The organism is Clostridium chromiireducens, assembly GCF_003575225.1.
GTDB classification, from domain to species: Bacteria; Bacillota; Clostridia; order Clostridiales; family Clostridiaceae; genus Clostridium; species Clostridium chromiireducens.
This window is the reverse complement of record NZ_QXDJ01000010.1, coordinates 41,943-56,872: the sequence shown is the minus strand read 5'-3', so window position 1 is coordinate 56,872 and position 14,930 is coordinate 41,943. Positions and strand designations below refer to the sequence as shown.

General features: G+C 28.4%; 12 protein-coding genes and 1 riboswitch. Of the genes, 3 read left to right on the top strand and 9 right to left on the bottom strand.

The window, feature by feature from the left end; translation table 11 throughout:
- Nucleotides 1–43 precede the first annotated feature (43 nt).
- Complete coding sequence (locus D2A34_RS25190) at nt 44–229, top strand: hypothetical protein (RefSeq protein WP_119368247.1); 186 nt, start codon at nt 44–46, stop codon at nt 227–229.
- A gap of 136 nt (nt 230–365) precedes the next feature.
- On the opposite strand, the gene D2A34_RS25185 is transcribed toward D2A34_RS25190, so the two are convergent.
- The 5 genes from D2A34_RS25185 to D2A34_RS25165 form a co-directional block, all read right to left on the bottom strand.
- A complete protein-coding gene (locus D2A34_RS25185; protein WP_119368246.1) occupies nt 366–1,739 on the bottom strand; it encodes an MATE family efflux transporter in 1,374 nt (457 codons plus the stop codon).
- The gene (locus tag D2A34_RS25180) at nt 1,732–2,175 is read right to left on the bottom strand and encodes a MarR family winged helix-turn-helix transcriptional regulator (RefSeq protein ID WP_119368245.1); all 444 of its coding nucleotides are present in this window, start codon (nt 2,173–2,175) and stop codon (nt 1,732–1,734) included. Before D2A34_RS25180 ends, D2A34_RS25185 begins: the two co-directional genes overlap by 8 nt.
- A 260-nt stretch (nt 2,176–2,435) precedes the next feature.
- Nucleotides 2,436–3,434 carry a LacI family DNA-binding transcriptional regulator gene (locus D2A34_RS25175; protein ID WP_079438552.1) on the bottom strand — a complete coding sequence of 333 codons (999 nt, stop codon included), beginning with the start codon at nt 3,432–3,434 and terminating at the stop codon, nt 2,436–2,438.
- 252 nt (nt 3,435–3,686) lie between these two features.
- Complete coding sequence (gene ileS / locus D2A34_RS25170) at nt 3,687–6,800, bottom strand: isoleucine--tRNA ligase (RefSeq protein WP_119368244.1); 3,114 nt, start codon at nt 6,798–6,800, stop codon at nt 3,687–3,689.
- Nucleotides 6,801–7,504: 704 nt separating this feature from the next.
- Nucleotides 7,505–8,557 carry an FtsZ/tubulin family protein gene (locus tag D2A34_RS25165; RefSeq protein WP_079438550.1) on the bottom strand — a complete coding sequence of 351 codons (1,053 nt, stop codon included), beginning with the start codon at nt 8,555–8,557 and terminating at the stop codon, nt 7,505–7,507.
- A 450-nt stretch (nt 8,558–9,007) separates the two neighbouring features.
- Nucleotides 9,008–9,097: riboswitch (cyclic di-GMP riboswitch) on the top strand.
- A 275-nt stretch (nt 9,098–9,372) separates the two neighbouring features.
- Between D2A34_RS25165 and D2A34_RS25160 the strand changes: the two genes are divergently transcribed.
- Nucleotides 9,373–10,182 (top strand): helix-turn-helix domain-containing protein, encoded by an 810-nt coding sequence (locus D2A34_RS25160; protein ID WP_079438549.1) that lies wholly within the window; start codon nt 9,373–9,375, stop codon nt 10,180–10,182.
- 64 nt (nt 10,183–10,246) lie between these two features.
- Here D2A34_RS25160 and D2A34_RS25155 read toward each other — a convergent pair whose 3' ends face one another.
- A complete protein-coding gene (locus D2A34_RS25155; protein WP_079438548.1) occupies nt 10,247–11,590 on the bottom strand; it encodes a sensor histidine kinase in 1,344 nt (447 codons plus the stop codon).
- 3 nt (nt 11,591–11,593) lie between these two features.
- Nucleotides 11,594–12,277 (bottom strand): response regulator transcription factor, encoded by a 684-nt coding sequence (locus D2A34_RS25150; protein WP_079438547.1) that lies wholly within the window; start codon nt 12,275–12,277, stop codon nt 11,594–11,596.
- Nucleotides 12,278–12,620: 343 nt separating this feature from the next.
- Here D2A34_RS25150 and D2A34_RS25145 point away from each other — a divergent pair, with 343 nt between their 5' ends.
- Entirely contained in the window at nt 12,621–12,842 is a 222-nt protein-coding gene (locus D2A34_RS25145; protein WP_079438546.1) for a (2Fe-2S)-binding protein, read from the top strand.
- A 157-nt stretch (nt 12,843–12,999) separates the two neighbouring features.
- Here D2A34_RS25145 and D2A34_RS25140 read toward each other — a convergent pair whose 3' ends face one another.
- Complete coding sequence (locus tag D2A34_RS25140) at nt 13,000–13,719, bottom strand: 2-phosphosulfolactate phosphatase family protein (protein ID WP_079438545.1); 720 nt, start codon at nt 13,717–13,719, stop codon at nt 13,000–13,002.
- Nucleotides 13,720–13,778: 59 nt separating this feature from the next.
- Nucleotides 13,779–14,705, bottom strand: coding sequence for a tRNA modification radical SAM protein MnmL/YtqA (gene mnmL / locus D2A34_RS25135; protein ID WP_079438544.1), 927 nt, complete (start codon nt 14,703–14,705; stop codon nt 13,779–13,781).
- Between the last annotated feature and the right edge of the window lie 225 nt (nt 14,706–14,930).

Here is a 14,930-nt window from a genome sequence, read left to right as displayed (position 1 = left end):
GATATAGTTACTAAACATAATTATATTTAAGAGGAGAACTTTTATGGACGATTTAAATTTAAAAATAGCTCAACAAGATGTAGAGGAAGCTTTAAAAACTGTAGAAGATATAGAAAAATTTATAACTGATAGTGAACCTTCAAAGGAACTACTAAAAGAAAAATTTATTAATCTATCATCTAGAGTTCAGAAATTAGAGAATATTTTAAAAACCGAAGGAATCCTTTAAACTACATATAATATAATTAAAAGCACAGGTATACTACTGTATTCCTGTGCTTTATATATTGTTTTTATATACCCATTCCCTAGATATAAGTTGTTATTTCGATAAAGTTTAAGGCAAATATTTAAATTCAAATCCTTTAATTTTCAAGTATAACTTTTTGTGATTTTTTATTTTCTACTAGTTCCCTTGATTTTCTTACAAACACCACATATGTTATTATCACTGATAAAAAGTCAGAAGTCGCTCCTGCAATCCATACTCCATCTAATCCCTTAAACATAGGGATTATTAAGAGACATGGAATCAATATTATAACCTGCCTTAACAGACTTAATAACATTGATATTTTAACTTTTCCAGTAGATTGGAAGTAATTAGTGACTATAATTTGCCCTCCTACAAATGGAAGCATAAGTAAAAATATTCTCATTCCGTGGGATGTAACTTCTATAAGAGAAGGATCATTGTTAAACACTTTAACTAATAGCTCTGAAGCTGATTCTATAACTATAAATCCTGCTGTAACAATTATAGTTGCCGCAATAACTCCATATCTTACAGCTTGCTTTACTCTATCATATTTTTTGGCTCCAAAGTTATATCCTATTATAGGCTGAAGACCTTGATTTAATCCAAAAATCGGCATTAAAAACACCATAGCTAGACTAACTATTATTGTCATAGCGCTTACTGCTATATCTCCACCATATATTTGCAAAGAATTATTTGCAATTATTTGCACGGCGCTTTGGGCAATTTGCATGCTAAATGGACTTATCCCTATAGCAATTATACCCATTACAGATTTTTTATCGAGTCTTAAATTCTTCTTCCTAATTTTAAGGGTACTAGATCCTTTAGTAAAATAATATAAAATCCAAATACTGCTTATTAATTGTGCAACAACGGTTCCAAGTGCTCCTCCTCTAACTCCTAAATTAAAACCAAATATAAATATAGGGTCTAATATAATATTTATAATAGCGCTCATAAGCATTGATGCCATTGCTATTTTAGGACTTCCATCGCTTCTAATTGAATGATTAAGACCAAAGCTAATCATATTAAATATACATCCAATAAAAATTACTTGAATAAAATCTTCTCCGTAACCTATAATATTTTCGCTTGCTCCAAACATTTTTAATAATGGATTTGAAAATACTAGTCCAAATACTGTTAAAAAAATACTTATTATTATTATTAGTGTGAATGCATTCCCTAGTAACTTTTCAGCGCTTTCTTTATCATGCTCTCCAAGCTTTATTGATATCTTTGTAGCTGTACCAATTCCAATTAACATACCAAATGCTAATATTATAGTCATAAGTGGCATAGTTACTCCAACACCAGCCATAGCTAGATTTCCTATTCCTTCTATATGCCCAATAAATATTCTATCAATAATATTATATAAAGTATTTACTAACATACCTATAATAGCTGGAATAGAAAACTCCAACAATAATTTCCCTACACTCATTTCTTCTAATCTCTTTTGATTATTCATATAATTCCCCCTTACTTATCAAAGAACTTTTAGATAGTTTATTTAATAATTTCATTAATTCTTCAGATTCCTCATTGGTAAAACAATTTCTAATTTTATCTTCCCATTCTTCCATTATTAAAAATACTTCTTCTCTTATTTGCTCTGATTTTTCTGTGAGTTCCAGCATATAAGCCCGTCTATCACTTTCCTTTTTAATTCTCCTGACATAACCTTTATCTTCTAGTTTCTTTATAGCTCTCGCTGTAGTTGCTTTATCTAGCTTAACCTTCTCTGTTAATTCTTCCTGTGTTATTCCTGGATTCTTATAAAGATTTAACAAGAATAGGTATTGGCCTGAACCTATTTCAAACTTACTAAATCTTTTGCTAAAATACATACAGCTAGATCTATGAATCTCACCAATATATTTGCCTATATGTTGGTAACCTTCCATCTCTCTTCTCTCCTATCATACAATTAGATAAATATAGTCTCATACACTGCCCATATTTATCACATATTCAAATTAATGGTTGCACTAATTATATTAACATTAGATAGTTGCGAATGCAACTACCTGGATTTTGCACAATAAATGACTGTTTCAAAATAATTAAGTATTATTTTGAAACAGTCATCTTAAAACTTATAGATTAATTATTTTAGTAATCATTAAAATCAAATATAGATTTTAGAAATTACTTTTATTCCTTACTAGACAGTACTTTCTCTTTCAACTAACTGATGCTCTAAAACATAATGTGGTTCATCTAATTCTTTTTTATTTAACATTTTAATAAGCATTCTCATTGCAACTGATCCCATGTCATAAGTTGGTTGAGAAATTGTTGTAATCTTTGGATAGAATATTGATGCTGCAAAATTATCATTAAATCCAACCACGCTAACATCTTTAGGAACTTTTATTTTATTGTCTCTTAGAGCATTTATTGCGCCCATTGCTATATCATCTGATGCACATATGACACCCTTAAACTTCTTATTTTGTTTTAAGAATTTTTGTATTCCTTCGTATCCACTTTTTACTTTCATTGAGCTTAGGTACACTAACTCAGAATCTATTTCAATTCCTGATTCTTTCATGGCATTTTCATACCCGATATACCTATCTCCCCATGCATTTCTGCTTTCCTTTTCTGGTCCTATAAAAGCAATTTCTTTTATTCCTTTTTCAATTAATAACTTTGTGCTATCATAACTAGCCTTAACGTTATCAATTGTTACACTCGGTAATAGTCCTTCTTTATCTCTAGTTTCAACTAACACGGTTTTTAAATCTAATTCATTGATTAATTCTAATATTTCTTCATTTAAAGAACTACTCATGTAAATTACACCATCAACCATTTTTTCTTTAAGTACTCTTAAATATTCTTTTTCCTTTTCTATATCAAGGTCTGAATTACACAATATTATATTGTAATCGTATATATTTGAAACGTCCTCAGCACCTCTTACAATCTCTGGATAGAATTGATTTGATATATCCGGAAGTAAAATTCCTATTGTTTTTGTTCTTTGAGTTTTTAAACTTCTTGCGACTATATTAGGTCTATATCCAAGTTTCTTAATTGCATCTAATACCTTTTTCTTAGTATCTTCGTTTACTACATCGATATCATTTAAAACTCTAGAAACAGTTGCAATTGATACTCCAGCCTCTTTTGCAACATCCTTAATAGAAGTAGCCATTATTATTCCTCCTTTGAATTTTTCTAGATAATTTCATTATACTAATATATTACATTATAAATCAACAGAACTTACAATAATTTATTATTTTATTCTAAGTTTTGTCAGAAATCATAGTTTTTAAACTTAAATTCATAATTTTATTAAAAGATCTTAAGTATAATAATAAGTTAGTATTATTTTAACTAGAATTAATATAAAACAAAATGGCTAGGAACTCCAAGAGAATCTTTTTATTCCTAGCCGATTTCATTATTTTATTACTTCGACATTCATATTTAGCACTTCACCATTTATAACTGTTTCTGAGTAATCAGTTTCTTGGTTATAAATAATTTCAGAAGTTAAAGTTTCTTTCTTAATTGTTTCTTCAAATTTTCTAATAATATCTATTAACATATTATTATTTGCTACATAAAGGTTAATCCTATCTGCAACTTCAAACCCTTTATCTTTTCTCATGTTCTGAATCTTTGAAATAATTTCTCTTACATGCCCTTCTTCTTGAAGTTCTGGTGTTACTGTTGTATCTAAAACAACTCCTAGTTCACCTTCCCCTGCAAATGCATAACCTTCTAATCCCTGCATAGTAACTAAAAGATTTTCGTTTGTAAGAACTATTTCTATATCATTGACAACTATAGTTTCGCTTCCACCATTTTGAATCTTTTGAGCTAATTCCATTTGATTCTTTTCTGAAATTGCCTTTCTGATTTGAGGAATTAATTTACCGTACATTTTACCTATAACAGGTAGGTTAGGTTTAATTTCGAAGTTAACATATTTAGAAAGGTCAGCTCCTAATTCAACCATCTTGATATTTAATTCTTCTTTTACTATATCTCCATAATATTCTGGAAGTGATTTTGTTGAAATAAGCAGCTCTGAAAGCGGCTGTCTATTTTTAATGTTAGCAGCATTTCTAGCACTTCTTCCAAGCTTAACTAATGTGTAAGCTAAATCCATTTCCTTTTCTAATTCTTCATTTATAGCTTCTTTATTCACTTCTGGCCATGTGCATAAGTGAATACTTTCTGGAGCATTCTTATCAAGATTTAAAACTAAATTTTGATAAATCTCTTCTGTCATAAATGGTACAAATGGCGATGCTACCTTAACTAGGTTAACTAACACTTTATATAATGTTACATAAGCACCAATTTTATCATCTGTTAATTCTTGTGTCCAGTATCTAGATCTGTTTCTTCTTACATACCAGTTTGATAATTCATCTGTAAAGTCTTCAATAGCTAAAGCTGCTTGAGTAATCTTATAAGTGTTTAATCCATCATCAACTGTTTCAATTAATGTGTTTAGCTTAGATATAATCCATTTATCCATCACGTTGTCTGAAACAAAATCAGCATAATTAGTTGGATCAAAATTATCTATTTCAGCATATAAAACATAGAATGAATATACGTTCCATAAAGTACCTAAGAACTTTCTTTGAGTTTCTGCAACATCATCAACTGAGAATCTTGTTGGAAGCCATGGAGCACTTGCAGTATAGAAATGCCATCTTGTAGCATCTGCACCTTGACTGTTTAACACTTCAAATGGATCAACAACATTTCCTTTAGACTTAGACATCTTAAGTCCCTTTTTATCTAATACGTGACCTAATACTATACAGTTTTCAAATGGATTTGTATCAAATAAACATGTTGATAAAGCCATTAATGTATAGAACCATCCTCTTGTTTGGTCAACAGCTTCTGATATAAATTGAGCTGGAAAATTCTTTTCAAATTTTTCTTTATTTTCAAATGGATAGTGCCATTGTGCAAAAGGCATTGACCCTGAATCAAACCAACAGTCAATTACTTCATTAGTTCTACTCATTTCCTTTCCGCATTCAGAACATTTTAACTTGATTCCATCTACATAAGGTTTGTGTAATTCTATTCCCTTGCAATCTGTAGTTGCCTTTTCTTCTAATTCAGCTCTGCTTCCTATACAATCTCTGTGACCACATTCACATTGCCATATTGGAAGTGGTGTACCCCAGTATCTATCTCTTGAAATACCCCAGTCAATAACATTTTCAAGGAACTTACCAAATCTTCCTGTTCTAATGTTATCAGGATACCAATTTACTTTATTATTATTTTCAAGTAATTTATCTCTCATTTGAGTCATTGCAACAAACCAACTATCTTTTGGATAGTATAAAAGAGGTGTGTCACATCTCCAGCAATGAGGATATGAGTGAAGATGTTTGTGCTTATTAAATAATTTATTATTTTCTTCTAAGTAATTACAGATACTTTCATCGCACTTCTTAACAAATTTTCCTGCCCATGGAGTTACTTCTTCAACAAAGTTACCACTTGCATCTACTAAGTTTACAAATGTAATACCATTTTGCTTTGCAACAAGACTATCGTCTTCACCATAAGCTGGTGCAATGTGTACTATACCAGTACCATCTGAAAGTGTTACATAATCTCCATGAATTACTACAAATGCTTTACCTTCAACCTTAGCAAAAGGTAATAATTGTTCATATTCAGTACCTAGTAATTCTTCACCTTTATATTCTTTGATTACTTCATGTTCTGTATCTCCAAGAACAGTTCCAATTAAGTCCTTAGCTAATACATAAACTTCCTCACCAACTTTAACATCAGCATATGTGTATGCTTTATTTATACATAATGCTAAGTTAGATGGTAATGTCCAAGGAGTTGTTGTCCAAGCAAGAATGTACTTGTTTTCTTCTCCTTTAACTTTAAACTTTGCAGTTGCAGTTAAATCTTTAACATCTTTATACCCTTGAGCAACTTCATGAGATGATAAAGCCGTTCCACATCTTGGACAGTAAGGCATTACCTTATGACCTTTATATAATAAACCTTTATCCCATAACTTCTTTAATGCCCACCATTCTGATTCTATATAATCATCATGATAAGTTACATATGGATCTTCCATATCAACCCAGAATCCTATTTGATGTGACATCTCTTCCCATAAACTAACATATGAAAATACACTATCTTTACATTCTTTAATGAAATTTTCTACACCGAAATCTTCAATTTGCTCTTTTCCTGAAATTCCAAGCTTCTTTTCTATTTCAAGTTCAACTGGAAGACCATGAGTATCCCATCCTGCTTTTCTTAGAACTCTATGTCCCTTCATAACTTTATATCTTGGAATAATATCTTTCATAACTCTAGTTAAAATATGACCAACGTGAGGTCTTCCATTTGCTGTTGGAGGTCCATCATAGAAAGTAAAATATTCTCCATCCTGATTTGAATCAAAGCTTTTTTTGATAATATCTCTTTCTTTCCAAAGCTTTGCTATGTCTTTTTCCATGTTGACGGTACCTTTTGACGAATCTACCTTATTGTACATTAAAAATTCCCCTTTCATTCTGAGTAAACTATATATTTTCCTCAATAATTTTTCAAAATTTATATATTTTTCTAAACGTAAAAAAACTCCATCCTACAGGACGAAGTTGAATTCGCAAACCACCTAAGGCAAAACATCTAAAAAATAATATTAAATGCTTTATTTCAAGTACATACATACTCTATCCTTTAACGCAGGCTGTTACGTGATAACTTATTGGGCATTAATGCTTTTCAGTCTCCAACTCCTAGGTGATTTTCTCCGAGATTTATTATAGCTTTGCACCATACAGCTACTCTCTAAAAATAATATCTAAGGTACTTTTCCTAATCATAGTCTTTTATTGTAATATTATATATTAATGATTTTTAAATGTCAATTAATAGTATCTTGTAAGATAAAGTTCTATTAATATTAATACACTTATTTATTTACCTATAGTTTACCTAAATGTTATATTGTATTCATTAACATCAAATATAACAGAGAAAAGGTAACCATGATGTTTTTTCAATAATTGTGGACAAATAATAGATTATGATATTGGCACATGCATACCTTGCAATAAGGTTTATAATTGTATATATTGATCCATAAATTTATTATAAAGTACTAATATATACTTTTAATATAAAATAAAAAAGCTATTTCTACGTAGGTGTAGTAATTCCTACTTAGAAATAGCTTTTTATATTATTATATATTTAATCAAAAGAGAATTCTAATTCATCATTATTATACTCACTTAACTCTTCAATTTTAGGGTTATTTTCCTTACCAACATTCTCATCAATATTTATAATGATTCCCCTGTCCCTGCTCCTTGATAATTTTCTTTTAGATTTATCATCTAACGCCATTTTAACTAACTTAATTGACTCAGTAGGTGTGTCACATCCACCTAGAACAACTATATTGAAATCATTGTTATAGGTAATATATGTGCTTTTATAAACTTCAAAGCATTTTGATACTTCATTTGGATCGTATCCGTCTATTTTTAAATTTATCCCTAAATAATCACAATCATATGTGTCAGGTTGAGCAAATACACTGTTTTTTATAGCCAGATCTATTGCCGTCTTTTCATCCTTTAAACCATCATAAAGCTTTAAAACAATACCAGATCCTTCAGCAGTATTTATTCTAAACGAATCCTTTTTATCAATATTTCCATCAATATGAATTCCCATTAGATTGTATGCTAAATCTAAGCTTTCAATCACTTCATTGTTTATTTCTTTATAAGTATTTCTTTTATTATTATCAACAAACTTAATATCACTAATTGAATCAATTACACCATTAATGTCATTCCAACATTCTATTGTATTCTTAAATGATAGTTGATCTTCTGTCAGGCTTGGAAGAATTGCTACTACATTAATTTTTGTAGTTGGAATAGCAGCTGAAGCTATCTGTATGAACGTCTTGATTGCGCCAGATCCCGTCCCCCCTGCCATGCTTGTAAAAACAACCATAACTTCTGTTTGAGGATACTTTCTTAATAAAGTTCCTATTGCATTTGCATTATCTTTTATCATCTCTTTTGATTTATTTCTATCTCTGCCAGATCCATCTGTCCCTGGATATAAATAAACGTTTTTATCTATATTTGCATTTTTTAATGGTTTAATATCAAATAAACTACTATTAAAAAATAATCCATTATAATTCTTATTTCTACCTAACAGACCATCAACAATGTTACCAGCACCTTGTCCTAATGCAACTAATAATATTTTGCTCTTTTCCATAATAATCCCCCTATTTAATCAATATATATCGGATTTTTTACTATTCTAAAAGATTTTTTGATTTTTTGATTTTTATATGCCTGTATTTATTGTATAATAGTTATTAGAAATATTTTATTACATTACAATTTTATACTATATTTATTAATATTTAAAGGATATTTAATATAAATAAGTAATTTAAGGTTAAAATAAGTAATATAATCGAATAAGGTAAAAACACTTTATAATCTGTCGATAATATTAATGAATGTACAATTTTAATATTACTTATTACATATTACTAACTTTATATTATAAAGTTAACTTTACATACTAAAATATATTTATTTTCGAAAGTTATTTCTTGAGTTTCATGGAAATTAGAAAATATTTATAGATAAGATGTTTTAATTATTCTATAATTAAAACATAAACAAGCTCTTTTAAAATATAATTTTTTATAACTATAAATGATACTAGCACACTTATTGAAAAGTAGGGTCGCAAAGCCATGAGTCTAAGGAAAATTTAATTTTCTATGATTGTCAGGTTGCCAAAATATAATTATAATAAGATGTTTTTTTACTTTTGTTATATTTAGGTGACTATTATTATATAGTCACCTTTATTTTTTGAAAACTTATTGAACGCAACTAATCTTATAGTTAATTGCCTACAATATTCTCAAATACTCTATTTCAAAAAACTATTTGTATTTAAAAATAATTTATATAAATTTTCTCTTATACTTTTACTTTCCAATATACATCAGAATAACTTAACTGCGATAATTAATACTTTACTTTAACCTAAAAGAGGGGGTTTAAAATATTATGGATTATGAAGATAAATATATGCATATTCCTGATAAGTTAACTGTAAAAAACATAAAAAGGGGGGATATATTACATTATTCAATTAATCAAGTAGCCAGTTTATTAGGGGAAGAAGATAGTAGTATACGGTATTATACTAATGTTTTTGATAACATTCTAAAAATTGAAATTTTAAATAAAGAGTTTAGATATACCAATAGTGATATAGATAAACTTGAGTTTTTAATTAACTTGAAAAATAAAGGAATGACTGTTAAGGAGATTCAAAAATACTGTGAATCACTACCATTGAACCTGGAAGAATTAGTTGAAGTTAAAGAAAGTAATTCCTTATCTGTTAAAGAAATAATATCAACGATAATTGATCTTGAAAATAAAGAGATTAGTAGTTTAAAGGAAACTTTATCAAACAAGATTAAAGAAGATAATGAATTACGCATTAAAAAAATTGTTGACCTCGCATCGGAACAAAATGATCAATTAAAACTATTTAAGGAAGATATGTTAAAAGAAATAAAAGAATACATTGACTATAAATTTGAGAAAGCTTATGAAGAAAAAAATAACCTATATAATGAGCTATCTCTAAAAATAGATAATTTAATTTCAGAGAAACTTTCCTTAGAAGATATTCTAAAATTACAATTTGATAAGTTTAATGAAGCTTCTAATTCTAGGGATATAAATTTAATTGATGAAATTAGAAGATTCAAAAATGTTATAGAGCGCGCTTATTATGTCCAACAGGAAATGGATACTACTAAAGAGAAATTAAGTTTTATGGGTAGGCTGTTTGGGCTTAGATAATTTATTAATAAAATAAGAACAAGTTAAAATCATTATTCTAACTTGTTCTTATTTTGTTATATTCTTACTTTATTATCTTTGGGATTATTAAAATAAACTCTGATCCACTACCATACTCTGAGTTAACTTTCAGTTTTATCCCAAAATTTTTCGAAATTGATTTCAATAAACTTAATCCAATTCCAGTACCACCAATATTTTCTCCTCTAACAGCTTCACTTCTATAAAATCTATCAAATATACGAGATTGTTCTTCTTCCTTAATTCCTATTCCATTATCTTTTACCGATATCTTAACATATTTGTTCATATCCTCTACACTTAATATTATCTCACCATTTTCATTAGTATATTTAAATGCATTTTCAATTAAAATTACTATTGATCTTTTTACCTTATCATAATCCCATTGAACAGATATATTTTCTTCTAATCCATTTACTTTAAAGGTCTTTTCCTTAATCTCCGCTAAATCCAAATAAAATTCACTTAAATCATCAATAAAATCATTTAGTTTAAAACTCGTGATATTAACAGCTAAATCTAAATCTTCTTTTGACAATAGTAATAAATCACTGTTTAGTTTTTCTAGTCCTCTTACCTCCGTCATCATCTTAGAAATATGTTCAAAGTGATTATCTATAGTATCTCCCCATGAATGAGCTAATAGTTCCAGTTTTCCTTTAATTACAGCCAATGGAGTTCTCATTTCATGAGATGCATCTTGAACGAAATAAACCTGTTTCTCATAAGCTTCCCTAATTGGCTTTATTACTTTAGAAGCTAGATATGCTGAAAGTAATGTTGCTAGTATAATAAGTATAATTAAACTTGCTATAATAGAATTTCTTAATCTGCTTAATGAACGTTCTTCAGCATCAATATTAGCAAGAACTTGTATTTTATATTCGCCATTATTAACTACTATACCCCTGAAACTATACCCACCACTTGTAATTGTAACTATCTCATCCTCTGCACTTAATGGAATCACTGGTAAATTCTCTTCACTAAAGTATAAATTTTTACTCATGGCTTCAAAAGTATTATTTTTATATATAATAACAATTAAATTGGGAGGGATATGTGCTGGTTTTCCATCTAATCTTCCACTAAAACCTTCAGGTTTATTTTGTTGTTGCAATGATTTATCCTTAAATTTATCGCCTAATCCATTTTCTCTTGTAATAACATCATTTTTGTTTAGACCCTGTTCATAACTAAAATCCGATTCCTGTTGAAGAAAGAATTTTTTTTGTTCTATAAGTTGGTGATCTATATTATCTAAAACCGTTGATGAGTATAATATTTGAGTTATTATTGCAAATACAATTAAGCATGTAAATACTACAATTGTACTTGTAGCTATAATTTTTTTCTTTGTTGATAAAAATATATCCTTTTTCATGTTTTAATCCTCTATACTTTCGTCTAGTAAATATCCCATCCCTCTCTTAGTTATAAGATACTTACCATACCCGAATGCGGATAGTTGTTTTCTTAACCTACTTATATAGACCTCGATAATTTCAGTTGCTGCATCACTATTGTATCCACACACATTATCAAATATTTGTTCCTTAAATAATAATACACCTTTATTTATTACCATATACTCAATAAGTCTGTATAATTTCTCATTTAATTCTAGCTCTTTGTTATTTATAAACACTTTTTTTACCTTCATATCTATTTCCATGTTCTTAAATTCAAGGATATTAGGCTTTTTAACTTTTCCCATGCTTTTTAAAATTGAATTAATACGAGCTTTTAATTCTTCCATAAAGAACGGCTTAGTTAGATAATCATTAGCCCCCAAATTAAAAGCCTTAAGTTTATCTCCAAGCTCTTCCTTAGCTGTTAATATGATCACTCCAGTATTTAAACAATTTTTAGAGATGTGCTTTAAAACACCCATTCCACTTACTTCTGGTAACATAAGATCTAAAATTACAATATCATAATCATATGCTCCCAGATATTCAATTGCATCTGAGCCATTATAAACAGCCTGAATTTCTACCTCTCCTTTAAAATATTCCTCTATATTTTTACTTATTTCTATGTTATCTTCAACGAGCAACACATTTACCATTATCATCACCTCTAGTTTAATAATCATATATCAGTTAGTAGATGAACTAACTTCTCCATTATCCTCTAATTTTATTTCAATTATATAATAATTTTCTTAATAATAGCTTAATCTCCTCATGTTTTGCAGTTTTCAAAATTCTAAATAGCAAAATCTATAGCCTTCAATTTTAAATAAGCATATTAAAAGCTTCTATTACATATAATTAAATAATTAGTATATTAAAATAAAATCAATAATATTACTTTCTTAAATAATTTTCTTTAAACTTTTTATCTAAACTGTATAATTGAGTTAAAGAATATTTTCTTTAACTTTAATAATGTATTTTAGGAGAATTAATATGGATAATAATTTGAATGAAGCTATTTTAGATAAATTAACAAAAACTTGCACTTGTAAGGCAATTCCTAGATCTAAAATTAAAGAAGCAATTAGAAATGGTGCTTCAACAGTAAAAGAAGTTCAGGCCGCTACTGGAGCAGGCAGCGGTGCTTGTAAAGGGAGAAATTGCTCTCCTCGAATATATGAACTGTTAAAAAAACATAAAGACGATAACTATTAAATTAATTTGATTATTTATAAAAATCAAGTTCTAAAATTAAGTAAAGAAGAACACATACTTTTTATTTATGACTTGTATGTGTTCTTCTCATATTAAAGGTTATTTATACATACTCTCAATAACTACATCTATTTAATAATTTATTTTATTAGCTATCTTATTTTGTATAAGTAATTCTCTCCCCATCATATTCTGGCACTATCTCTATAATACTTTTTCTAACGCAATATTCGATATCAGAATCTAACTTTAAAGACTTCATCACAGTATAGTGTGTTGCTTTTCTCACATAACTTAAAATATCGGAATTTTCCTTATATATTATATTTGCTGTTTTTGATATATCTGTAAGTTCCATACTCTTATTATATTTTAACATTTCATTAATTATATATCCGCTGCAAATAAAATCATCCATTGAAAAATTCCCATTCGTCCCTGCATTGATGATTACTACATCCTCATTAATGTTAATCAGCTTCTTTGCTACAGATTCTGCATTTATCATAGCTGCTATAAATACCTTTTTTGCTGAAACTGATTTTGCAAGAGTCCTAGTTCCATTTGTTGTGGTAAATAAAACTGTTTTATTTCTTATTAATTCTTTAGTATATTCTAGTGGAGAGTTAGATAGATCAAAACCTTCTATTTTAACTGCTTTTCTTTCTCCCCCTAGCACATAATCTTCTCTATTTAATTTCTTAGCAAATTCTAATGTCTCTTCAATAGTTAAATAAGGAATAACTTCCTTGCATCCATTATTCAGTGCTGTAATAATTACAGAAGTTGCCCTAAATATATCTATTACAACAACTATCTTATTTTTAATTTTACTATCATGTATGTCCTCAGCGGATATTATAACATCTATCTTCATTGTTGAATCCCTCCTTTATTTTTAAATACCTATTAACAGTATTTGATCTCTAAAATTTCTCATTTAAAGTTCTTTCCCTGCCACATATCATTATCTTCTAAAGCTTTATCTATGGAATTTAAAATCTCCCACTTTTTTAGACTCCACATTGGACCAATTAAAAGTTCTCTCGGTGCATCTCCTGTCAGTCTATGCACAACCATCTCTTTTGGCAAAAGAGTTATTCCTTTTGTTATTAGCTCAATATAATCCTCTTGGGACAAAAATTCAAGCTCACCAACATCATATAACTTCACCATAGGTGTTTGCTTCATTAAATGTAAAAGATGAAATTTGATCCCCTTAGCGCCTGAATGAGCAATATAATTTATTGTTTTTATCATATCATCTTTGGTTTCACCTGGTAATCCCAAAATATCATGTACAACTACATCTATATTTCTTTCTTTTAGTTTCTTCATTGCATTCTCAAAAACGTCTAATCTATAACCTCTATTTATTTTCTTTGCAGTTTCATCGTTGCATGTTTGAAGACCAAGTTCTATCCAAAGATAAACCTTACCATTTATATCTTCTAATAAGTCTAATACGTCGTCATCTAGACAATCTGGCCTTGTAGCTATTGCAATTGCTACAACCCCCTCTTGATTCAGTGACTCTTCATATTTTCTTCTTAATTCACTAACAGGTGCGTATGTATTAGTGTAAGCCTGGAAGTAAGCTATGTACTTCCCACCTTTCCACTTCTGTGCCATCATTTTTTTTATATCATCAAATTGATTTGCTATTGATACTTCTCTATCGCCTGCATAATCTCCAGAACCTCTTTCACTACAAAAAAGACAACCACCCTTACTAATCTTTCCGTCTCTATTAGGGCAAGAAAAGCCTCCGTCTAATGATATTTTGAATACTTTTTCTCCAAATTTGTTTCTTAAAAAATAGTTTAAACTATGATATCTCTTTCCTGACCAAAAATTATTCATGTTTCCTCCTAGTATTATGTGAAGTCATTTTATTTACTACAACACTTTTTATATATTAATTTTATCTTTGTTAATTTATGTAACTAAATTTTTATTCTTTATTAATTCTACATTTTAAATTAATAAATGTACATTATGAATGTTACTTATAAATTGTAACCTAAAAAAATACCTATGTCTTTTTAATATACTTTCTTTAAATATTGTAACATTTAAAGAATAAAT

What these genes read in the sequence shown, in the direction of transcription:
- D2A34_RS25190 (WP_119368247.1), top strand. Translation starts at nt 44, where the DNA reads ATGGACGATTTAAATTTAAAAATAGCTCAACAAGATGTAGAGGAAGCT.
- D2A34_RS25185 (WP_119368246.1), bottom strand. Translation starts at nt 1,739, where the DNA reads ATGAATAATCAAAAGAGATTAGAAGAAATGAGTGTAGGGAAATTATTG.
- D2A34_RS25180 (WP_119368245.1), bottom strand. Translation starts at nt 2,175, where the DNA reads ATGGAAGGTTACCAACATATAGGCAAATATATTGGTGAGATTCATAGA.
- D2A34_RS25175 (WP_079438552.1), bottom strand. Translation starts at nt 3,434, where the DNA reads ATGGCTACTTCTATTAAGGATGTTGCAAAAGAGGCTGGAGTATCAATT.
- ileS (WP_119368244.1), bottom strand. Translation starts at nt 6,800, where the DNA reads ATGTACAATAAGGTAGATTCGTCAAAAGGTACCGTCAACATGGAAAAA.
- D2A34_RS25165 (WP_079438550.1), bottom strand. Translation starts at nt 8,557, where the DNA reads ATGGAAAAGAGCAAAATATTATTAGTTGCATTAGGACAAGGTGCTGGT.
- D2A34_RS25160 (WP_079438549.1), top strand. Translation starts at nt 9,373, where the DNA reads ATGGATTATGAAGATAAATATATGCATATTCCTGATAAGTTAACTGTA.
- D2A34_RS25155 (WP_079438548.1), bottom strand. Translation starts at nt 11,590, where the DNA reads ATGAAAAAGGATATATTTTTATCAACAAAGAAAAAAATTATAGCTACA.
- D2A34_RS25150 (WP_079438547.1), bottom strand. Translation starts at nt 12,277, where the DNA reads ATGGTAAATGTGTTGCTCGTTGAAGATAACATAGAAATAAGTAAAAAT.
- D2A34_RS25145 (WP_079438546.1), top strand. Translation starts at nt 12,621, where the DNA reads ATGGATAATAATTTGAATGAAGCTATTTTAGATAAATTAACAAAAACT.
- D2A34_RS25140 (WP_079438545.1), bottom strand. Translation starts at nt 13,719, where the DNA reads ATGAAGATAGATGTTATAATATCCGCTGAGGACATACATGATAGTAAA.
- mnmL (WP_079438544.1), bottom strand. Translation starts at nt 14,705, where the DNA reads ATGAATAATTTTTGGTCAGGAAAGAGATATCATAGTTTAAACTATTTT.